The following is a 20,244-nucleotide window of genomic DNA, read 5'->3' on the forward strand; positions in this document are numbered from 1 at the left end:
ACCCAGGCAATGTAACAGGAGTCGAAAATGATTTCAGGATTACCCTCATTATCCCACGAGCAACAGCAAAAAGCCGTTGAGCGAATTCAGGAACTGATGGCTAACGGCATGAGTAGTGGCGAAGCTATTACTTTAGTGGCCGCAGAGATTCGTGCCAATCACACCGGTGAAATGGTCGCAGTCCGTTTTGAGGATGACGATGTCGGCGACGCAGAAAACGACGAAGACACCGCTAACGATGATGACGAAGAAGAACACTACGTCGATCATTACGAAGAAAACGACGACGATAAGTAACGCGGGCCGCAGCCCGCGTAGTTTCAGACTGCTGCGATAATCTTAATTTCTACTTTGTAACGCGGATTCATCAATTTTGCCTGCACGGTACAACGTACCGGCGCATGGCCCGCGACTACCCACTCATCCCAGGCCTTATTCATCGCGGCAAAGTCAGTACTTTCTGGCAGGAAGATCGTGGCGTCGAGGATCTTACTCTTATCGCTACCTTGTTCGAGCAGCATTGCGTCAATTTGCGCAAGGGTGTTTGCGGTTTGTTCGTAAGCATCCGCATCCAGATTTTCCGGCACACCGGTGTAGTACAAGGTGTTGTTATGAATCACCGCATCTGACCAACGTGCTTCAGGTTTTATACGCACAATACTCATCACTGTTTCCTTTTCAGCTCACTTATATTGCGTGACAGCCTGCCACAATCCGCAGGTGGCTTCCACAGGCTTGCTGGATTAACACCGCTCACACTGACATAATCACTGTCAATAAACCCAGGGGGTATTGTGACAGACGATTTTGCAGCAGATGGCCAACTCGCCACGGCGATAAAAGGTTTTAAACCGCGTGAACCGCAACGGCAGATGGCGCAAGCCGTCACTAAAGCTATTACTTCCGGGCGTGAGCTGGTGGTGGAAGCTGGAACTGGCACCGGTAAAACCTACGCTTACTTGGCCCCAGCTCTGCGTTCAGGCAAAAAAGTCATTATCTCGACCGGATCAAAAGCTTTGCAAGATCAGCTTTTTTCCCGTGATTTACCCACCGTTGCAAAAGCACTCGATTTCAAAGGGCGGCTGGCGCTGCTTAAAGGGCGATCTAACTATTTGTGTCTTGAGCGCCTGGAGCAAAATGCGCTGGCGGGTGGTGATCTTCAAGTCCAGACGTTAAGCGATATCGTTAAACTGCGTGGCTGGGCGATTGAAACCGTTGATGGAGATATCAGCACCTGCGCAAGTGTTGCTGAAGACTCACCCGTTTGGCCAATGGTCACCAGTACCAACGATAACTGTCTTGGGCAAGACTGCCCGCTCTACAAAGATTGTTTCGTAGTTAAAGCGCGTAAAAAAGCCATGGATTCGGATGTGGTGGTAGTGAACCACCATCTCTTTCTGGCCGATATGGTGGTGAAAGAGGGCGGTTTCGGTGAACTTATTCCCGAGGCCGAAGTGATGATTTTCGATGAAGCACACCAAATCCCCGATATCGCCAGCCAATATTTCGGCCAGTCAGTCTCAAGCCGCCAGTTGCTCGATATTGCTAAAGACATCTCTATTGCCTATCGCACTGAAGTGCGTGATGCGCAGCAATTGCAAAAAAGCGCTGACCGTCTGGCGCAGAGCACACAAGATTTTCGTCTGCAAATGGGCGATCCCGGTTATCGCGGTAACTTACGCGAATTACTGGCTGAACCGTCAATTCAACGGGCCTTGCTGCTACTCGATGATGCGCTTGAACTTTGCTACGACGTCGCAAAACTTTCACTTGGCCGCTCCGCATTACTGGATGCCGCATTTGAGCGGGCGGTAATTCTGCGTGGGCGTATCAAGCGACTCAAAGAGGTTGATACGCCAGGCTATAGCTACTGGTATGAATGCAATGCGCGTAACTTCACGCTTGCACTGACACCGTTGTCTGTGGCCGATAAATTCCAGGAAGTTATCAGCCAAAAAGCAGGAACCTGGATCTTCACCTCGGCAACGCTGTCAGTAAATGATCAACTTAGCCACTTTACTGAACGCCTGGGGATCGCTAACGCAGATACGTTGTTACTAGCCAGTCCGTTTGATTACGCCAGCCAGGCATTATTGTGTGTGCCACGTGGACTACCAACACCCAATCAACCAGCAGCAGGCAGGCATCTTGCCAAAATGCTCAAGCCACTAATTGAAGCCAACAATGGTCGTTGCTTTATGCTGTGCACATCTCACTCAATGATGCGTGATTTAGCCGAACAATTTCGCGCCACCATGACGCTGCCAGTTTTACTGCAAGGTGAAACCAGCAAAGGCCAGCTATTGCAGCAGTTTGTTGATGCGGGTAATGCCTTGCTGGTGGCAACCAGCAGCTTCTGGGAAGGCGTTGATGTGCGCGGTGATGCGCTCTCCCTGGTGATTATCGACAAGCTGCCGTTTACCTCACCTGACGATCCGCTGCTGAAAGCACGCATGGAAGATTGCCGTCTGCGTGGCGGCGATCCCTTTGAGGATGTGCAACTTCCTGATGCTGTTATCACCTTAAAACAGGGCGTCGGCCGCTTAATCCGCGATGTCGATGACCGTGGTGTGTTAGTGATTTGCGATAACCGCCTGGTGATGCGCCCATATGGTGCCGTATTCCTCAATAGCCTGCCACCGACGCCGCGAACGCGGGATATAAATCGGGCAGTTGAGTTCCTTAACTTCCGTCCGGCGCAGTAATTTGTGCCAGGCTATGGTATGATGCGCGCCGATTTTTGACCCCACTTTTTACCGCCAGAGGTTGGCAAATCATGCGAATTTTAGCCATCGACACCGCGACAGAAGCTTGTTCGGTTGCCCTGTATAACGAGGGGACTTCCTGTGCCCGTTTCGAACTCTGCCCACGTGAACATACCCAACGCATATTGCCGCTTGTCCGCGATATTCTCAATGAAGGGGGCGTTGGTCTGACCGCATTGAACGCCCTTGCTTATGGCCGTGGTCCTGGTAGTTTTACCGGCGTGCGCATAGGTATTGGTATTGCGCAAGGACTGGCCTTGGGTGCTGAATTGCCGATGATTGGCATATCAACACTTGCCACCATGGCGCAAGGTGCATGGCGTGTGACGGGCGCTACCCGTGTGCTGGCCGCAATTGACGCGCGTATGGGAGAGGTTTATTGGGCTGAATATCAGCGTGATGAAAATGGTGTCTGGCGCGGTGAAGAAACTGAAGCGGTATTAAAACCTGAAGCGGTTGCTGCGCGGTTGAAACAACTACAGGGTGAGTGGGCTACTGTTGGAACGGGTTGGCAGGCCTGGCCGGATATGGCGCAGGACAGTGAACTGATAATCCGTGATGGAGAAGTCAACTTGCCTGCGGCGGAAGATATGTTGCCTTTGGCGATTCAGGCATTAAATGCCGGACAGACAGTTGCGGTTGAACATGCCGAACCGGTTTATCTGCGTAATGAAGTGACCTGGAAGAAATTGCCTGGCAGAGAGTAGTTCCCGACGTTTTCGTGAAGCGAAATTGCGTTAAGGAGAAAGGATATGGCTGGTTTACATGTCAGGATTGTTACCCGGGTTTTAGCCATCGCGGCAGTCATTGTGCTTAGCGGTTGTGTCAGCATACCTGATGCCATAAAAGGCACCAGCGCCATGCCTCAACAAGATTTAGTCCGGGTGATGAATGCACCACAGCTCTATATCGGGCAAGAAGCACGCTTCGGCGGGCGAGTGGTGAATATTGATAACAAGCAGGGCAGAACACGGCTGGAAATTGCCACCGTTAATCTCGATGAAGGTGCGCGTCCAGAGTTAGGTGAGCCTTCCAAAGGGCGTATCTACGCAGATGTGAATGGTTTCCTCGACCCTGTAGACTTCCGTGGTCAATTGATTACCGTGGTTGGCCCAATTACTGGTGTAGTTGAAGGTAAAGTGGGTGAGAGTGCGTACAAGTTTATGGTGATGCAGGTGAATGGCTATAAACGCTGGCGTGTCACTCAACAAGTGGTAATGCCACCACAACCGATAGACCCGTGGTTCTGGGGCGGGCCGTATCCTTATCGTGGTCGTTACGGCTATGGCGGTATGTGGGGCGGCGGATGGTATAATCCAGGCCCTGCACAGGTGCAGACCATCGTAACTGAGTAACAAATTGCTTTACTGAAACGAAGAGGCAGCGGCATGTCCGCTGCCTCTTCGTTTTATCATGGAATAAAAATAATTAGTGATGCGCTTCGCAACCTTAAATCAGTCTAATTAATAAACTGGTACGCTGAGTTAATACTATGTTAACGGCATGTTTATATATTGGGGTTGTGATGACGACGAATATTAAATTCAGAGGTGGATCCTTGAAGAAGGTTTGGCTTAACCGCTACCCAGCCGATGTTGCGGCTGAGATAAATCCTGACCGTTATCAGTCCCTGGTTGATATGTTTGAGCAAGCAACGGCACGTTATGCCGATCAGCCTGCATTCATGAACATGGGCGAAGTGATGACGTTCCGTAAACTGGAAGAGCGGAGCCGTGCGTTTGCTGCATATTTACAACAGGGTCTGGGCCTGCAAAAGGGCGACCGTGTTGCGTTGATGATGCCGAACCTGTTGCAGTATCCGGTCGCGCTGTTTGGTATTCTGCGCGCGGGTATGGTGGTGGTGAATGTTAACCCACTGTACACACCGCGTGAGCTTGAGCATCAGCTTAATGACAGTGGTGCCAGTGCGATTGTGATAGTTTCGAACTTCGCTCACACCCTGGAAAAAGTGGTTGATAAAACCCAGGTTAAGCACGTTATTTTGACGCGTATGGGCGATCAGCTCTCTGCGGCAAAAGGTACGTTGGTTAACTTTGTTGTTAAGTACGTCAAACGTCTGGTGCCGAAATACCATCTTCCTGATGCCATTTCATTCCGTAGTGCTTTGCAACACGGCTACCGTCTTCAGTACATCAAGCCTGAAATAATCAACGATGATCTCGCATTCCTGCAATATACCGGCGGGACGACCGGGGTTGCCAAAGGTGCGATGCTGACGCACCGCAATATGTTGGCGAATCTTGAACAAGTTAGAGCCGCATATAGCCCGCTGTTGTACGAACGCAAAGAGCTGGTGGTGACGGCGTTGCCGCTTTATCACATCTTTGCGTTAACCATGAACTGCCTGCTATTTATTGAACTTGGCGGACAGAACCTGCTGATCACTAACCCGCGTGATATTCCGGGGCTGGTGAAGGAACTTGCAAAGTATCCGTTTACCGCCATGACTGGCGTAAACACGCTGTTTAATGCGTTGCTCAACAACAAAGAATTCCAGCAGCTTGATTTTTCAAGCCTGCACCTTTCCGCGGGTGGCGGTATGCCTGTACAGCAAGTGGTAGCCGAGCGTTGGGAAAAACTAACAGGACGCTTCTTGCTTGAAGGTTACGGTCTGACCGAGTGTGCCCCATTAGTGAGCGCCAATCCTCACGATATGGATTACCACAGCGGCAGTATTGGTTTACCAGTACCGTCCACCGAAGTAAAACTCATCGACGATGAAGGTGAAGAGGTCCCTGCTGGCGAACCGGGTGAACTGTGCGTGAAAGGCCCGCAGGTGATGCTGGGTTACTGGCAGCGTCCGGATGCAACGGATGAAATTCTGCAAGACGGTTGGTTGCGTACCGGTGATATTGCGGTGATGGACGACGAAGGCTTTATGCGCATTGTCGATCGCAAAAAAGATATGATTCTGGTCTCAGGCTTTAACGTCTATCCGAACGAAATTGAAGACGTCGTTATGCAACATAGCGGTGTACTCGAAGTTGCAGCCGTTGGTGTTCCGAGCGGTGCTTCCGGAGAAGCGGTAAAAATCTTCGTCGTGAAAAAAGATGCATCACTCACCGAAGAAGCGCTGATTGTTTTTTGCCGTCGTCAGCTTACTGGTTACAAAGTGCCTAAGCTGGTGGAGTTCCGCGAAGAGCTGCCAAAATCAAACGTGGGCAAAATATTACGACGAGAACTACGTGACGAATCGGTCAGTAAAGGCAACAATAACGCCTGAACTCCGAGTCAGTCGCCCTAACGCCGGTTCTGCCGGCGTTTTTTATGGGCGCAAACCTAAGAGAACTGAATTTGACTTACCAAATGATTACTACCGACGAAGGCCTGGCTACCGTTTGTGAGGCTGCACGTCAATTTCCGGCTGTTGCGCTGGATACTGAATTTGTTCGTACCCGGACATACTACCCGCAACTGGGTTTGATCCAGCTGTACGACGGTGAAACCGCTTCGCTTATCGACCCGCTGACGATTTCTGATTGGTCGCCATTCAAAATGTTGTTGCAAGACACTGCGGTGATTAAGTTCCTGCACGCTGGCAGCGAAGACCTGGAAGTGTTCCTCAATGCGTTCGGCATGTTGCCCGACCCGTTTATCGACACACAGATTCTGGCCGCATTTAGTGGGCGCCCACTCTCCTGTGGCTTTGCCACCATTGTTGAGTCGTTTACCGGTATTGCACTGGATAAAAGTGAATCGCGCACCGACTGGCTGGCACGTCCTCTGACTGAGCGTCAGTGTGATTATGCTGCCGCTGATGTGCTCTATCTGTTGCCAATTGCACACAAGTTGATGGAAGAGACACAAGCTGCGGGCTGGATGGAAGCAGCTCTGGATGAATGCAACCTGATGGCCTCCCGTCGTCAGGATGTTCTCGATCCTGAAGAAGCCTGGCGTGAAATTGGTAACGCATGGCAGTTAAGAACGCGCCAGTTGGCTTGCCTGAAGAAACTGGCATCTTGGCGTCTGCGTAAAGCGCGTGAGCGTGATATGGCGGTTAACTTCGTCGTACGCGAAGAACACCTCTGGCAGGTTGCACGCTATATGCCGGGATCGTTAGGTGAACTTGAACACCTTGGCCTGAGCGGCAGTGAAATTCGTTTTCATGGTAAAACGTTGTTGGCATTGGTTGTTGAAGCACAGGCGTTATCTGATGATGAACTACCTGAACCGCTGAGTAATCTGGTTGATATGCCGGGATATCGCCGCGTATTTAAAGCTATCAAAGCGTTGGTTCAGCAGGTGAGTGAAACTTGTGGTTTGAGTGCAGAGTTACTCGCTTCACGCCGACAAATTAACCAGTTGCTGAATTGGCACTGGCAATTAAAAACCCAGACTACACAGCCGGAATTAATCAGTGGCTGGCGTGGACGTGTAATGGGTGAAGCTTTAAAAACGTTGCTGGCTGATTTTTAATATTTGCTGAAGGTTACTGGGAATAATCACAGTACTTTGCTAAATGGTAATAGAATATATCCATTAACCTTTAAGAATAGTCCGTATTTAAACATTGTCAGTTCGTAAAAATAAATAAGCCTCCGGAGTAATTCCAGGAGGCTTATTACGCAAAATGTATTACGCGGATTTGGTTGTTGCTTCCTGAGTTTCTGGCAACGTGACGTTAAGCTCCAGAACAGAAATATCGTCATCCTTTTGATCGAGAACGACTGTTAACATCTCAGGATCGATTTTTACATATTTGCAAATGACTTCCAGAATATCGCGTTTTAACTGCGGCAAATAATGAGGTTCACTATCACCACGGCGACGCTCTGCGACGATAATTTGCAGACGTTCTTTTGCAATGTTGGCGGTGTTCTTTTTCCGTGAGAGAAAAAAGTCTAGTAATGCCATAACTTATCCTCCGAACAGGCGTTTGAGGAAGCCTTTCTTCTCTTCTTCAATGAAGCGGAAAGGGCGATCTTCGCCAAGCAGGCGCTCAACAGTATCTGCATAAGCTTTACCAGCGTCAGCCTCCTGGTCAAGAATGACCGGCTCACCCTGGTTTGAAGCACGCAGCACAGATTGATCTTCAGGAATCACACCAACCAGAGGAATGCGCAGGATTTCCAGCACATCTTCCATGCTCAGCATGTCGCCGCGGTTTACACGGCCCGGGTTGTAGCGAGTTAACAGAAGGTGTTCTTTAATTGGCGATTCACCGTTTTCGGCACGGCGAGATTTTGAAGAAAGAATGCCGAGAATGCGGTCTGAATCGCGCACTGATGAAACTTCAGGGTTAGTCGTGATAATTGCTTCATCAGCAAAATAGAGCGCCATTAATGCGCCTGTTTCGATACCCGCAGGTGAATCGCAAACGATAAACTCAAAGTCCATATTTTTCAGATCTTCGAGTACCTTCGCCACACCTTCACGGGTAAGGGCATCTTTATCGCGGGTCTGCGATGCTGGAAGAATGTAGAGTTGTTCGGTGCGCTTATCTCGGATCAACGCCTGATTTAATGTGGCGTCGCCTTGAATAACGTTAACGAAGTCGTATACCACGCGGCGCTCGCAACCCATGATTAAATCCAGGTTACGCAGGCCAATATCAAAATCGATAACGACGGTTTTTCTTCCCTTCTGGGCCAAACCCGTAGCGATGGCCGCGCTGGACGTGGTCTTACCGACGCCCCCTTTACCCGACGTAACAACAATAATGCGTGCCATAAAGGAATTCCTTGTTAAAAGGGCTTAATTCAAAGATTGAACGGAGAGAGCACCACTCGCCAAACTCAGGCGCGCCGCTTTCCCATAATAATTGGCTGGTATTTGTTCACTTAGCCAGTATTCTCCCGCTATTGAGACCAGCTCAGCAGCAAGATTAGTACAGAATATTTGTGCATCACGATCGCCACTGGCGCCCGCCAGAGCACGGCCACGCATCATGCCGTAAACATGAATATTACCATCTGCTATAAGTTCTGCACCGGCACTGACGTGATTGGTGATAATCAAATCACAGTTTGGCGCATAAATGCGCTGACCGGAACGAACCGGGGCATCAATCAAACGCGTTTTTGTGATCGGGCTAACAATTGGTTCTACTGGTGCCGCAACCTCAGCGGGAGTGGCCCTGGAACGCGAATTCTTTTCTTTCCCTTCAGTCAGCAGTGGCAAGCCAGCGAGTTCGATTTCCCTCTTCAAAGCTTCGTCTTTACAACCACTTATACCGACTACTCGCAAACCGGAAGAAACAACCGCTTGCTGGACTTTCTTCCAGTTAACTGAACCATCGAGGCTGGCAACATTCACCACCACTGGTGCATTTTTCAGAAAGGCCGGAGCCTGGGATACTTTGTCCTGAAGGGCCTGGAGAATGACTTCGGGTTGTGCATCATGTATATGAAGCACTGATAAGGTAAAACTGCTGCCTTTTAACTCGATTGGCGTGTTTGACATCCTGGCCTTACTCAATTCAGTTTTAATCCCCACCTGTGTGGGACGATATTCCGAAGTACATCTGGCATGTTATAGTCACAGATATATTCAGGCAAGCCACCATCTGGCGAAAATAGAGTAAAAAAAATGTTTTGTGTGATCTACAGAAGTAGTAAACGTGACCAAACTTATCTTTATGTCGAAAAAAAAGACGATTTCTCACGCGTACCTGAAGAATTGATGAAAGGTTTTGGTACCCCACAATTGGCAATGGTATTACCGCTTGATGGGAGTAAAAAACTGGCTAATGCTGATTTTGATAAAGTAAAACAAGCTCTCAAAGATGTTGGCTATTATTTACAATTGCCACCACCACCTGAAAGTTTGTTAAAAATGCATCTCGAAAACAGTCCGAAAAAATAAGTTTCAGACTACTGCCAAATCTTTCCTGAACATAAAGGTAGATGATATTTAGAACAAATAACCGCGGGGAAAAAGATGAACACTCCAGCAATTTGTTTAACCGTCATCACCTTTATGTTGACCAGTTTTAGCGCTTTATCTTCTGACGAACAGGCGCAATCCATTGTTAATCCCTCAGTTGCGACGCAACCTGAGAGTACGCCTGTACCCACAACGCTTGCGCAGCAAGGGCGAAACCCCGCCGAATTTCCAGCTTTTGTTGAGACACTAAAAGAGCAAGCCCGCCTTCAGGGAATTGGCGACAGTACTATCAGCAACGCATTCGCTAGCATTCATTTTGTTGATCGGGTCATCAAATCCGACCAGAGCCAACTCGAAAAGAAAATTATGTTGGATGAATACCTGTCTCGGGTGATTACGCCACAAAAGATTGAACAAGCGCGCGCGCAGTATCAGCAGCACCGAAATGAATTAGAAGCTATCAGCACCCGTACTGGCGTTCAAAGTCAGTACATCGTTGCTCTGTGGGCGATGGAAAGCCATTTTGGCGAAATCCAGGGTAAAGAGGACATTGTTTCTGCACTGGCAACGCTGGCATTTGAAGGGCGGCGTGAAGCATTCTTTACCAAAGAGTTGATGGCTGCATTAAAAATTCTCGACCAGGGCCATATCACCGTGCAAGAGCTGAAAGGTTCATGGGCGGGGGCAATGGGGCAAAGCCAATTTATGCCAAGTTCCTATTTGCACTATGGCGCGGATGGTGATGGTGATGGGAAAGTCGATATCTGGACTAACACCAGTGACGTTTTTGCTTCAACCGCTAATTATCTTGAGACTGAAGGCTGGAAGGCGGGCGGAGAATGGGGCAGAGAAGTCACGCTTCCCGAAGGTTTCGACAGCACGCTTGCCGGAACCAAAACAGAGCAGGGTAAAACAGTTAGCCAATGGCAAAAATTAGGAATCACGTTAAAAGACGCAACCACACCACCTCCACCTTCGCAAAAAGCCTGGATTATCACACCCGATGACAACCTGGGGCGCTCGTTCCTTGTCTACAATAACTTTCGCACCATCATGCACTGGAATCGTTCTTACTACTTTGCGATAAGCATCGCGACTATGGCTGACGCTATCGTACGATAACTGATACTCATCAGTATTCAGCCGCGATTTTTTTCACTAGTATCAAAGGTAATTAACACAACGACGCAGAGGAAAGGCATGTATCAGCATCATAACTGGCAGGGTGCGCTGCTGGATTTTCCGGTCAGCAAAGTAGTGTGTGTAGGCAGTAACTACGCAAAACATATCAAAGAGATGGGCAGTGCAACGCCGGAAGAGCCGGTGTTGTTTATTAAGCCTGAAAGTGCATTGTGTGATATTCGCCAGCCACTGGTTCTACCACATGGTTTGGGTTCGGTGCATCATGAAGTTGAGCTTGCGATTCTGATTGGATCTACGCTGAGACAGGCAACAGATGAGCATGTTACTAAGGCCATTGCAGGATATGGTATAGCACTTGATCTGACGCTTCGTGACTTGCAGGGGAAATTAAAAAAAGCGGGCCAACCCTGGGAAAAAGCGAAGGGGTTTGACAATTCCTGCCCGATTTCTGGGTTTATTCCAGCCAGCGAGTTTAACTGCGATGCGCAAAATACGCCTATTGCATTAAAGATCAATGGCGAAGTTCGCCAGCAGGGCAGTACTTCAGACATGATCCATAAAATCGTGCCTTTGATTGCTTATATGAGCCGCTTTTTCACCTTACGAGCCGGTGATGTGATCCTGACCGGAACACCGGAAGGTGTGGGGCCGCTTGTGAGTGGCGACGAACTCGAAGTCAGCTTCGCAGACCGCAACTTGACCACCCGCGTTCTATAATCAATTTGCCGCCTGAGGGCGGCAAAACTTGCATCTGCGGCTCAGACTGTTTATAAGGTGCGCTTGTTTTTTATTACCGGACAAACATCATGACTACAGCACCGTTCTGGCAGCGCAAAACTCTTGACGAAATGAGTGACACTGAGTGGGAATCACTTTGTGACGGCTGCGGCCAGTGTTGTCTGCATAAATTGATGGATGAAGACTCGGATGAAATTTACTTCACCAATGTCGCCTGTAAGCAATTAAACATCAAAACTTGTCAGTGTAAAAATTACGAACGCCGATTTGAGTATGAGCCGGACTGTATCAAATTGACTCGTGATAACTTGCCAACCTTTGAGTGGTTACCGCATTCGTGCGCGTACCGTCTCTTAGCTGAAGGCAAGGACTTGCCGGTATGGCATCCCTTGTTGACAGGTTCAAAAGCCGCAATGCATGGTGAACGCATTTCTGTGCGCCATATTGCAGTGAAAGAGTCTGAAGTGACTGACTGGCAAGATCATATTTTAAACAAACCTGAGTGGGCAGACTAAACCACCAGCTTCGAGAAAGAACACAAAAATAAATCGTACAAAACGAAATCTTTATGATACGGTGTTCTTTCAATAACAAATAAAAGTAGGTTTTTATCCAGTACTTAACATTTAAGTGTCCGTCATGTGGCGGTTCACAGTATCGCACCTCCCCTTACGATGTCCGAGAAACAAATCCCCATGGCGCTGTTTGTATCTTCTGTAAATCAGGGATGCATCTTCTTCATCGTCCGATGAGTGCGATTCATCAATATAGTGTAGCTGCTCGCTAAGAGCGAATTGCGCTGCTTTTGCTTTCCCCACTTCTGCACTGTTAACATTCAGCCTCCATAACGGAGGAATAATGAAAAAAATAACATTACTAATTGGGGCACTCATCCTCAGCGGCTGTTCATCGCCTGAACCCGTGGCACCTAAACCGCCGCAGGTTATCGGCATGCCGAACCCGGCGTCAGTTTACTGCAAAGACAAAGGCGGTGAGTTGAGAACGGTGAAAACCGATCTGGGTGAAGGTGGCGATTGCATATTGCCAAGTGGCGAGCGAATAGATCAGTGGACGCTTTATCGTCGCGACCACTAATAATAAAAAACCCGCCAAGGCGGGTTTTTGTGTATCTGAATTTCGAACTTAGCGGCCGAACAGATCGCGACGTTTTGGTTTGAAAGGTTGAGCAACTAACACCAGGACGGCAATCAGTAGGAAGACAGCAAAAATCCCCACTAACCACTGCACCATATCCAGCGACAAAAATTCCCACTGACGTACAGAACAGTCACCTGTTGCCACAAATACTGACGGCATCCACTTATCTAGCGGCAGCCAGCTTGGGAAACGTGCGGCAAAGTCACAAGTCACAAACGGGGAAGGATGAAGCTGAAGCATGGTGTGTTCCCACGCTAATTGCAGACCTTTCCCTGCACTGTAGATCCAAAGCGCAATTCCGGCGTAACGCAACGGAGTTTTTGGCGCAATGGCACCGACAATCCCTGCACCCATAATGCCAAACAGTGCGCAGCGCTCGTAAATGCACATAACACAAGGTTTCAGCATCATGACGTGCTGAAACCACAATGCCACCATTTCCAGGGCAAAGGCTGTTAATGCCAGAAGAAGCCAGGCACCACGCCCACGGGAGCATTGGTTTAAATATCGCAACATAATCAGTATCCCTGCAACATGCGTTGAGTCGGCAGTGTAAACGAATTCGATTTCTGCGCCAGTACGCACATCAAAATAACACGCTAATTGAATGTTATTCAGACAAATAAGGTAAACGGGCGCTATACCGCCCGTTAGAATAACTTAATGCGGAATGGCGTTCATCACCGGTGAGGAAATCCAGCCAGCATGCAGCATCCATTCGGTTGCTGGCACCAGCGTAAATTCAACACCTAATAATCCAACGATGGTCAATACCAGCGTATACGGTAGAGCCATCAGCACCATACGGCCATAAGAAAGACGAATCAGCGGAGCCAGCGCGGAAGTGAGCAGGAATAAGAAGGCTGCCTGGCCATTTGGTGTAGCAACTGACGGCAAGTTAGTGCCGGTGTTAATCGCCACTGCCAGGAACTCAAACTGCTTGAGGTCAATAATGCCGTTGGTGAGCGCAGTTTTCGCTTCGTTGATATAAACGGTGCCGACAAACACGTTATCGGAAATCGATGAAAGGATGCCGTTAAACAAGTAGAACAGCGCCAGTTGCGAATGTGGTTCGGCCTGCAAAACAAACTGAATAACAGGCGTAAACAGATGCTGGTCAATTATCACGGCGACGACCGCAAAGAACACGGTAAGCAGGGCGGTAAACGGCAGCGCTTCGGTAAAAGCTTTACCTATCTGGTGCTCATCAGTCACACCACACAATGAGGTGGCAAAAATAATCACTGAAAGGCCAATTAACCCTACCTCGGCTAAATGGAGTGCCAGAGCAATCACCAGCCAGATACCAATCAGTGCCTGAACGATCAGTTTTACACTATCCTGACGGGTGCGTTTTTGCGCACTTTTAGTGTCATAGTCCTGCAAAATCCCACGCACCTTTTCTGGCAGTTTCTCACCGTAACCGAGCATTTTGGTGGACTCGAGCAACACGCAAGTGAGTAAGCCGCAGATTAGAACCGGAATGGTCACCGGAGCCATACGTAAGAAGAAATCGCCAAAGTGCCAGCCAGCATTTTTCGCAATAATCAGGTTTTGCGGCTCGCCGACCATTGTCATCACACCACCCAACGCGGTGCCCACACCGGCATGCATCATCAGGCTGCGCAGAAAAGCGCGGAATTGCTCGAGTGTGCTGCGAGTGTCGGAATCAAGTTGGGTGTCATCCTGAATACCATCTTCAAGATCGCCAGTCGACGCAACGCGGTGGTAGATGTCATAGAAGCCAACCGCCACGCTGATAACGACAGCGACCACGGTAAGAGCATCGAGGAAGGCCGATAAAAATGCGGCTGCGATACAAAAAGCGAGGGAAAGCAATATCTTTGAGCGGATACCTAGCAGGAGCTTGGTAAATAGCAGCAGCAGAAGCTGTTTCATGAAATAGATGCCCGCAACCATAAATATCAGTAGCAGCAAAACTTCAAGATTTGATGCAATTTCTGCGCGCACATGGTCTGGCGTTGTCATTCCAATGAACACGGCTTCAATAGCCAGTAGCCCGCCTGGAAGCAGCGGATAACATTTCAGAGCCATTGCCAGAGTGAATATAAACTCGGCAACCAACATCCAGCCTGCAACGAATGGACTAACAAACCAGAATATTAAAGGATTTATGACTAAAAAAGTCAGTAAAGTCAGCTTGTACCAATTAGGTGACTGACCTAAAAAGTTGCGAAAAAGCGCACGCCCGGTAGACATTTCCATCGTAGAATTTTCATGCTCCACTTATCCGTAATATGTCAAAGTGCCGGAGATTTGATCTTTTCTCCCCAAAACTTAAAACAGAAATATTTCGGATAAAGATAAAGTTGCGTCAATTGAGTTGTTTCAGGTTACCCGCGCATAAGATATCAATCAAGGTATAGGAATATACTTTGGTTGTGCGATGGTCTGCAAAATTAAACCATGATTCCAAATTTGGCGCACCTCGCTGCTACCTGCGCCGCATGGCATCTGGTATGATGAGTCTCTTTAGCAAAACCTGTGTAATGGAAAGCATACTATGGTCATTAAGGCGCAGAGCCCGGCGGGTTTCGCGGAAGAATACATCATCGAAAGTATCTGGAATAACCGCTTTGCCCCGGGAACAATTCTTCCTGCTGAGCGTGAGTTATCCGAGCTAATCGGTGTGACCCGTACCACATTGCGCGAGGTGCTTCAGCGCCTGGCGCGTGATGGCTGGTTAACGATTCAGCATGGCAAGCCGACCAAAGTGAATAACTTCTGGGAAACCTCCGGTTTAAACATTCTGGAAACTTTGGCGCGTCTCGATCATGACAGCGTGCCGCAGTTAATTGATAACCTACTGTCAGTGCGAACTAACATTTCCACTATCTTTATTCGTACTGCTGTTCGCCAGCATCCGGATAAAGCGCAAGAAGTGTTGGCTACCGCAAACAGCGTTGAAGATCACGCTGATGCGTTCGCTAAGCTTGATTACAACATTTTCCGTGGTCTGGCTTTTGCTTCCGGGAACCCGATTTACGGGCTGATCCTCAATGGAATGAAAGGGTTGTATACCCGCATCGGGCGTCACTACTTCTCAAGTCCGGAAGCGCGCAGTCTGGCGTTAGGTTTCTACCATCGTCTGGCGGAAATTTGCCAACAAGGTTTGCACGATCAGGTATTTGATACTGTTCGTACCTACGGGCGTGAAAGTGGTGAAATCTGGCATCGGATGCAGAAAAACCTACCGGGTGATTTGGCAATGCACACCCGTTAGTCTGGCCATGTCATCACCATCTGTAAAATGAAAAACGCTTCCTTTGGGAAGCGTTTTTTTATGCTTACAAGCTATTGAGTCGTGGCGGGCAACGTTCTAGTAACTCAACGCTGCCATCTTCGTTTTGCTGTTCAAGCGTTACGTCAAAGCCCCATAAACGATGTACATGTTTGAGAACTTCACGACGACCTTTATCTAGCGGAGCACGGTTATGCGGGATATAGCGCAAAGTCAGCGAGCGGTCGCCGCGTAAATCAACGTTCCAGACCTGAATATTAGGTTCAAGGTTACTGAGATTGTACTGTGCAGAAAGCTCAGCACGAATCTTGCGATAACCCTCTTCATTGTGAATCGCCGCAATTTCCAGATAGTTATTGCGGTCGTCATCCAGCACGGTAAACAGGCGGAAATCACGCATCAGTTTTGGCGACAGGAACTGGCTAATAAAGCTCTCGTCTTTGAAATCGCGCATCGCAAAATGCAATGTCTCTAACCAATCTTTACCCGCAATATCCGGGAACCAATAGCGGTCTTCTTCCGTTGGCGACTGGCAAATTCGCTTGATGTCCTGGAACATGGCAAAACCGAGTGCATACGGGTTGATGCCGCTGTACCAAGGGCTATTGTACGGAGGCTGGAATACCACATTGGTATGGCTATGCAGGAACTCCAGCATAAAGCGGTCAGTCACTTTTCCTTCATCATACAGGTGGTTAAGGATGGTGTAGTGCCAGAACGTCGCCCAGCCTTCATTCATAACCTGGGTCTGTTTTTGTGGATAGAAATACTGGCTGACCTTACGCACAATGCGCAAAATCTCGCGCTGCCAGGATTCCAACAACGGCGCATTCTTCTCCATAAAATAGAGCAGGTTTTCTTGGGGCTCAGAAGGGTAACGACGCGCTTCGGCAACCGTTTTTTCTTCTTCACGACGTGGTAGGGTACGCCACAACGTGTTTACCTGGCTTTGCAGATACTCCTCACGGCTTTTCTGCCGCGCCGTCTCTTCCTGCAACGAAATTTTTTGTGGGCGTTTATAACGGTCAACGCCATAGTTCATCAGCGCATGGCAGGAGTCGAGCAGGCGCTCCACTTCGTCCACACCATAACGCTCTTCACATTCGGTAATGTATTTACGGGCGAAGATCAGGTAATCGATAATCGAACTGGCATCGGTCCAACTGCGGAACAGATAGTTGTTTTTGAAGAATGAGTTATGACCATAGCAGGCATGGGCGATCACCAGAGCCTGCATCGTAATGGTGTTTTCTTCCATCAGATAGGCGATGCACGGGTTGGAGTTAATCACTATCTCGTAGGCCAGCCCCTGTTGCCCATGTTTGTACAGCCGCTCCGTTTCAATGAATTTCTTACCAAACGACCAATGTGGATAGTTAATCGGCATCCCAACGCTCGAATAGGCATCCATCATTTGTTCGGAGGTAATCACTTCAATTTGATGAGGATAGGTGTCCAGCCGATAGAGTTTGGCAACACGGTCTATCTCTGCGAGGTAGACATCAAGTAGTTCGAACGTCCAGTCAGGTCCATCACTTAGACGTTTAGAATCCTTTGTGGCGGAATCGGTAACAATAGCCATCAGCGCGCCCTCATTGTTGGCGGCTCTCTCTGGATGGAAAGCCTCACTTTCAAGAATAGACAACTCCTGAAACTTAGCTGCCGCAAGCAAAATTTTTTCCACGCGATTTACATATTCCAATGCCCCGTTAATTCTCTGATAGTCAGCATAATATTTTGTTGAGAATATTTTCATGCGCAGGAGATTCTAATTATCACTATCCTGCTATAACAGGCCAGGATGTGAGGAAAGTCACTATAACAAAGCCATATGTTGAATAACATTTTCATCTGAGTTATCAATTTGTAATCAGAAGATTATTCTTTTAGCTAAATGGTGGAATGGATATGCGAGTTGTGGTGCTGGGTAGTGGTGTAGTGGGTGTCAGCAGCGCCTGGTATTTACGCCAGGCAGGGCATGATGTCACTGTTATCGACAGGGAGCCGGGTCCTGCTCAGGAAACCAGCGCGGCGAATGCCGGGCAAATTTCACCGGGCTACGCTGCCCCATGGGCGGCTCCTGGTGTGCCGCTTAAAGCGATTAAATGGATGTTCCAGCGCCATGCACCGCTCGCTATTAGCCTTGATGGCACGCAATTTCAGCTTAAGTGGATGCTGCAAATGCTGCGCAATTGCGATATGCGCCACTATATGGAAAACAAAGGTCGCATGGTGCGCCTTGCGGAATACAGCCGTGATTGCCTGAAGGAATTGCGCCACACCACCAATATCAAGTACGAAGGCCGCCAGGGTGGCACGCTACAACTTTTCCGCACCGCCCAGCAGTATGAAAATGCGGCCAAAGATATAGCAGTACTCGAAGATGCGGGTGTGCCATATCAATTGCTGGAGGCAAGCCGTTTAGCCGAAGTTGAACCCGCGTTGGCTGATGTAGCTCATAAGCTCACGGGCGGCTTGCGCTTACCGAATGATGAAACTGGCGACTGCCAGCTGTTTACGCAAAACCTGGCTCAGATGGCGGCAGAAGCCGGTGTTGAGTTCCGCTTTAATACTTCGGTTGATCGTCTGTTGTACGAAGGCCAAAGTATTTACGGCGTGCAGTGCGGCAAAGAGGTCGTGAAGGCCGATGCTTACGTCGTTGCTTTCGGCTCATATTCCACTGGCCTATTGAAAAATATCGTTGATATTCCTGTTTATCCACTCAAAGGTTATTCGCTGACAATCCCCATTGCGGATGAGCAAGGCGCACCGGTTTCGACTATTCTCGATGAGACATACAAAATTGCTATCACGCGTTTTGATCAACGTATTCGCGTTGGCGGAATGGCAGAAATTGTCGGCTTCAATACGGAATTGCTGCAACCACGTCGCGAAACCCTGGAAATGGTTGTTCGTGATTTGTACCCGCGCGGAGGGCATGTTGAGCAAGCCACATTCTGGACGGGTCTGCGCCCAATGACGCCAGACGGTACGCCAATTGTTGGGCGTACACCGTTCAAAAATCTATGGCTTAACACCGGGCACGGGACATTAGGCTGGACGATGGCCTGCGGTTCCGGCCAGATGTTAAGTGATTTAATTTCCGGGAGAACGCCTGCGATTCCATTTGATGACCTCTCGGTTGCACGTTATTCCCCGGGGTTCAGGCCGACAGGATCACCGCGTCTGCATAACGCCCATAATTAAATTCTAACAAGGAGAGGACAATGTCCCGTCCTGTTGTTGCGACGCTGAATCTCAGCGCGCTACGTAACAATTTAAATGTTGTTCGCCAGGCCGCTCCTCATTCGCGTGTCTGGTCGGTGGTTAAAGCGAATGCTTATGGTCATGGAATTGAACGTATCTGGTCGTCGTTAAGGCAAACCGATGGTTTCGCGATGCTTAATATTGAAGAGGCGATCCTGCTGCGTGAGCAAGGCTGGAAAGGGCCGATTTTAATGCTGGAGGGCTTCTTCCACGCCGACGAGTTGCCGCTATTTGACCAGTATCGTTTGACCACCAGCCTGCACAGCAACTGGCAGGTAAAAGCTTTAGCTAATGCCAAACTCAATGCGCCGCTGGATGTTTACCTGAAGATGAATAGTGGAATGAACCGACTCGGGTTCAGCCCGGACCGCGTGCATTCTATCTGGCAGCAACTGCGTGTTATCCCGAATGTCGGTCAACTTACGTTGATGGCACACTTTGCTGATGCAGAACAACCTGATGGCATTGTTGAACCAATGAAGCGGGTAGAGCAGGCGGCTGAAGGTTTAGATTGCCCGCGCTCGCTCTCCAATTCGGCGGCAACACTCTGGCACCCGGAAGCGCATTTCGATTGGGTACGTCCAGGGATTGTGCTGTACGGCGCATCACCGAGCGGGCAATGGTGCGACGTTGCCACCACCGGCCTGCAGCCAGTGATGAGCCTGCAAAGTGAGATTATTGGCGTGCAGAACCTTAAACCGGGCGATGCGGTGGGTTATGGCAGTCGTTACCGGACAAATACCGAGCAGCGTATTGGTATTGTTGCCTGTGGTTATGCCGATGGTTACCCACGCCATGCGCCAGATGGTACGCCAGTGCGTGTTGATGGTGTGCTAACGCATACCGTCGGGGCTATTTCCATGGATATGTTGGCGGTAGATCTCACCCCATGTCCGCACACCGGTATTGGTAGCCCGGTCGAGTTATGGGGCAATGAAGTGAAAATTGATGATGTGGCCCATGCAGCCGGCACGGTGGGGTACGAATTAATGTGCGCTCTGGCACCACGCGTCCCTGTAGTTACAACATCCTGACTATTGTTGCATTAACGCTCTTTTGCACATC

The 20,244-nt window shown here is 49.1% G+C and carries 22 protein-coding genes; 15 read left to right on the forward strand and 7 right to left on the reverse strand.

Annotated elements, in window-relative coordinates:
• Positions 1-27 precede the first annotated feature (27 nt).
• Complete coding sequence (locus tag AC0IXI_RS10180) at positions 28-297, forward strand: YoaH family protein (RefSeq protein WP_064511851.1); 270 nt, start codon at positions 28-30, stop codon at positions 295-297.
• Between the two features lie 23 nt (positions 298-320).
• Here AC0IXI_RS10180 and AC0IXI_RS10185 read toward each other — a convergent pair whose 3' ends face one another.
• On the reverse strand, positions 321-665 hold the full coding sequence (locus AC0IXI_RS10185; protein WP_064511850.1) for a RidA family protein: 345 nt from the start codon (positions 663-665) through the stop codon (positions 321-323).
• 129 nt (positions 666-794) lie between these two features.
• Here AC0IXI_RS10185 and AC0IXI_RS10190 point away from each other — a divergent pair, with 129 nt between their 5' ends.
• The 5 genes from AC0IXI_RS10190 (at position 795) to rnd (ending at position 7,202) form a co-directional block, all read left to right on the forward strand.
• On the forward strand, positions 795-2,705 hold the full coding sequence (locus AC0IXI_RS10190; RefSeq protein WP_471682343.1) for an ATP-dependent DNA helicase: 1,911 nt from the start codon (positions 795-797) through the stop codon (positions 2,703-2,705).
• Positions 2,706-2,776: 71 nt separating this feature from the next.
• On the forward strand, positions 2,777-3,472 hold the full coding sequence (gene tsaB, locus AC0IXI_RS10195) for a tRNA (adenosine(37)-N6)-threonylcarbamoyltransferase complex dimerization subunit type 1 TsaB (RefSeq protein WP_471682344.1): 696 nt from the start codon (positions 2,777-2,779) through the stop codon (positions 3,470-3,472).
• 45 nt (positions 3,473-3,517) lie between these two features.
• Positions 3,518-4,120 (forward strand): Slp family lipoprotein, encoded by a 603-nt coding sequence (locus tag AC0IXI_RS10200; RefSeq protein WP_064511847.1) that lies wholly within the window; start codon positions 3,518-3,520, stop codon positions 4,118-4,120.
• Between the two features lie 203 nt (positions 4,121-4,323).
• Positions 4,324-6,009 carry a long-chain-fatty-acid--CoA ligase FadD gene (gene fadD, locus AC0IXI_RS10205; protein ID WP_134182109.1) on the forward strand — a complete coding sequence of 562 codons (1,686 nt, stop codon included), beginning with the start codon at positions 4,324-4,326 and terminating at the stop codon, positions 6,007-6,009.
• Between the two features lie 71 nt (positions 6,010-6,080).
• Positions 6,081-7,202: a ribonuclease D gene (gene rnd, locus AC0IXI_RS10210; protein ID WP_471683222.1), complete on the forward strand. Its 1,122-nt coding sequence runs from the start codon at positions 6,081-6,083 to the stop codon at positions 7,200-7,202.
• A gap of 159 nt (positions 7,203-7,361) precedes the next feature.
• Here the strand turns inward: rnd and minE are convergent, their stop codons facing one another.
• The 3 genes from minE to minC are packed head-to-tail and all read right to left on the reverse strand — an operon-like array spanning position 7,362 to position 9,188.
• Positions 7,362-7,640 carry a cell division topological specificity factor MinE gene (minE, locus tag AC0IXI_RS10215; protein WP_034455225.1) on the reverse strand — a complete coding sequence of 93 codons (279 nt, stop codon included), beginning with the start codon at positions 7,638-7,640 and terminating at the stop codon, positions 7,362-7,364.
• Between the two features lie 3 nt (positions 7,641-7,643).
• On the reverse strand, positions 7,644-8,456 hold the full coding sequence (minD, locus tag AC0IXI_RS10220) for a septum site-determining protein MinD (RefSeq protein WP_064511844.1): 813 nt from the start codon (positions 8,454-8,456) through the stop codon (positions 7,644-7,646).
• Positions 8,457-8,480: 24 nt separating this feature from the next.
• Complete coding sequence (gene minC / locus AC0IXI_RS10225; protein WP_064511843.1) at positions 8,481-9,188, reverse strand: septum site-determining protein MinC; 708 nt, start codon at positions 9,186-9,188, stop codon at positions 8,481-8,483.
• 126 nt (positions 9,189-9,314) lie between these two features.
• Between minC and AC0IXI_RS10230 the strand changes: the two genes are divergently transcribed.
• The 6 genes from AC0IXI_RS10230 to AC0IXI_RS10255 all read left to right on the forward strand — a co-directional run bounded on the left by AC0IXI_RS10230 (position 9,315) and on the right by AC0IXI_RS10255 (position 12,587).
• The gene (locus AC0IXI_RS10230; protein WP_034455230.1) at positions 9,315-9,590 is read left to right on the forward strand and encodes a YcgL domain-containing protein; all 276 of its coding nucleotides are present in this window, start codon (positions 9,315-9,317) and stop codon (positions 9,588-9,590) included.
• A 75-nt stretch (positions 9,591-9,665) separates the two neighbouring features.
• Positions 9,666-10,733, forward strand: coding sequence for a lytic murein transglycosylase (locus tag AC0IXI_RS10235; RefSeq protein ID WP_471682345.1), 1,068 nt, complete (start codon positions 9,666-9,668; stop codon positions 10,731-10,733).
• A 78-nt stretch (positions 10,734-10,811) separates the two neighbouring features.
• Complete coding sequence (locus AC0IXI_RS10240; RefSeq protein WP_134182113.1) at positions 10,812-11,471, forward strand: fumarylacetoacetate hydrolase family protein; 660 nt, start codon at positions 10,812-10,814, stop codon at positions 11,469-11,471.
• 89 nt (positions 11,472-11,560) lie between these two features.
• Entirely contained in the window at positions 11,561-12,007 is a 447-nt protein-coding gene (locus tag AC0IXI_RS10245; RefSeq protein WP_064511840.1) for a YcgN family cysteine cluster protein, read from the forward strand.
• 95 nt (positions 12,008-12,102) lie between these two features.
• Positions 12,103-12,279 (forward strand): cold shock small protein YmcF, encoded by a 177-nt coding sequence (gene ymcF / locus AC0IXI_RS10250; protein WP_134183199.1) that lies wholly within the window; start codon positions 12,103-12,105, stop codon positions 12,277-12,279.
• 71 nt (positions 12,280-12,350) lie between these two features.
• Positions 12,351-12,587, forward strand: coding sequence for a putative hemolysin (locus AC0IXI_RS10255; protein ID WP_064511839.1), 237 nt, complete (start codon positions 12,351-12,353; stop codon positions 12,585-12,587).
• Between the two features lie 48 nt (positions 12,588-12,635).
• On the opposite strand, the gene dsbB is transcribed toward AC0IXI_RS10255, so the two are convergent.
• Entirely contained in the window at positions 12,636-13,166 is a 531-nt protein-coding gene (gene dsbB / locus AC0IXI_RS10260; protein WP_134182115.1) for a disulfide bond formation protein DsbB, read from the reverse strand.
• A gap of 144 nt (positions 13,167-13,310) precedes the next feature.
• Positions 13,311-14,876, reverse strand: coding sequence for a Na(+)/H(+) antiporter NhaB (gene nhaB / locus AC0IXI_RS10265; RefSeq protein ID WP_134182117.1), 1,566 nt, complete (start codon positions 14,874-14,876; stop codon positions 13,311-13,313).
• Positions 14,877-15,174: 298 nt separating this feature from the next.
• Here nhaB and fadR point away from each other — a divergent pair, with 298 nt between their 5' ends.
• Complete coding sequence (gene fadR / locus AC0IXI_RS10270; protein WP_064511836.1) at positions 15,175-15,894, forward strand: fatty acid metabolism transcriptional regulator FadR; 720 nt, start codon at positions 15,175-15,177, stop codon at positions 15,892-15,894.
• 64 nt (positions 15,895-15,958) lie between these two features.
• On the opposite strand, the gene AC0IXI_RS10275 is transcribed toward fadR, so the two are convergent.
• Complete coding sequence (locus AC0IXI_RS10275) at positions 15,959-17,494, reverse strand: SpoVR family protein (protein ID WP_064511891.1); 1,536 nt, start codon at positions 17,492-17,494, stop codon at positions 15,959-15,961.
• Between the two features lie 326 nt (positions 17,495-17,820).
• Between AC0IXI_RS10275 and AC0IXI_RS10280 the strand changes: the two genes are divergently transcribed.
• Positions 17,821-19,119, forward strand: a complete 1,299-nt coding sequence (locus tag AC0IXI_RS10280) for a D-amino acid dehydrogenase (protein WP_471682346.1) — start codon at positions 17,821-17,823, stop codon at positions 19,117-19,119.
• Between the two features lie 20 nt (positions 19,120-19,139).
• Positions 19,140-20,213 (forward strand): catabolic alanine racemase DadX, encoded by a 1,074-nt coding sequence (gene dadX / locus AC0IXI_RS10285; RefSeq protein WP_471682347.1) that lies wholly within the window; start codon positions 19,140-19,142, stop codon positions 20,211-20,213.
• Positions 20,214-20,244: the final 31 nt, after the last annotated feature.

The sequence above is a fragment of the Buttiauxella sp. AC038 genome, from assembly GCF_979253565.1.

Bases quoted from the DNA above. Each gene is read 5' to 3' on its own strand.
- fadR (WP_064511836.1), top strand. From the start codon at position 15,175: ATGGTCATTAAGGCGCAGAGCCCGGCGGGTTTCGCGGAAGAATACATC.
- AC0IXI_RS10255 (WP_064511839.1), top strand. From the start codon at position 12,351: ATGAAAAAAATAACATTACTAATTGGGGCACTCATCCTCAGCGGCTGT.
- AC0IXI_RS10200 (WP_064511847.1), top strand. From the start codon at position 3,518: ATGGCTGGTTTACATGTCAGGATTGTTACCCGGGTTTTAGCCATCGCG.
- nhaB (WP_134182117.1), bottom strand. From the start codon at position 14,876: ATGGAAATGTCTACCGGGCGTGCGCTTTTTCGCAACTTTTTAGGTCAG.
- dadX (WP_471682347.1), top strand. From the start codon at position 19,140: ATGTCCCGTCCTGTTGTTGCGACGCTGAATCTCAGCGCGCTACGTAAC.
- AC0IXI_RS10230 (WP_034455230.1), top strand. From the start codon at position 9,315: ATGTTTTGTGTGATCTACAGAAGTAGTAAACGTGACCAAACTTATCTT.
- AC0IXI_RS10235 (WP_471682345.1), top strand. From the start codon at position 9,666: ATGAACACTCCAGCAATTTGTTTAACCGTCATCACCTTTATGTTGACC.
- AC0IXI_RS10180 (WP_064511851.1), top strand. From the start codon at position 28: ATGATTTCAGGATTACCCTCATTATCCCACGAGCAACAGCAAAAAGCC.
- AC0IXI_RS10185 (WP_064511850.1), bottom strand. From the start codon at position 665: ATGAGTATTGTGCGTATAAAACCTGAAGCACGTTGGTCAGATGCGGTG.
- AC0IXI_RS10245 (WP_064511840.1), top strand. From the start codon at position 11,561: ATGACTACAGCACCGTTCTGGCAGCGCAAAACTCTTGACGAAATGAGT.
- minC (WP_064511843.1), bottom strand. From the start codon at position 9,188: ATGTCAAACACGCCAATCGAGTTAAAAGGCAGCAGTTTTACCTTATCA.
- AC0IXI_RS10240 (WP_134182113.1), top strand. From the start codon at position 10,812: ATGTATCAGCATCATAACTGGCAGGGTGCGCTGCTGGATTTTCCGGTC.
- minD (WP_064511844.1), bottom strand. From the start codon at position 8,456: ATGGCACGCATTATTGTTGTTACGTCGGGTAAAGGGGGCGTCGGTAAG.
- tsaB (WP_471682344.1), top strand. From the start codon at position 2,777: ATGCGAATTTTAGCCATCGACACCGCGACAGAAGCTTGTTCGGTTGCC.
- AC0IXI_RS10280 (WP_471682346.1), top strand. From the start codon at position 17,821: ATGCGAGTTGTGGTGCTGGGTAGTGGTGTAGTGGGTGTCAGCAGCGCC.
- minE (WP_034455225.1), bottom strand. From the start codon at position 7,640: ATGGCATTACTAGACTTTTTTCTCTCACGGAAAAAGAACACCGCCAAC.
- dsbB (WP_134182115.1), bottom strand. From the start codon at position 13,166: ATGTTGCGATATTTAAACCAATGCTCCCGTGGGCGTGGTGCCTGGCTT.
- AC0IXI_RS10275 (WP_064511891.1), bottom strand. From the start codon at position 17,494: ATGGCTATTGTTACCGATTCCGCCACAAAGGATTCTAAACGTCTAAGT.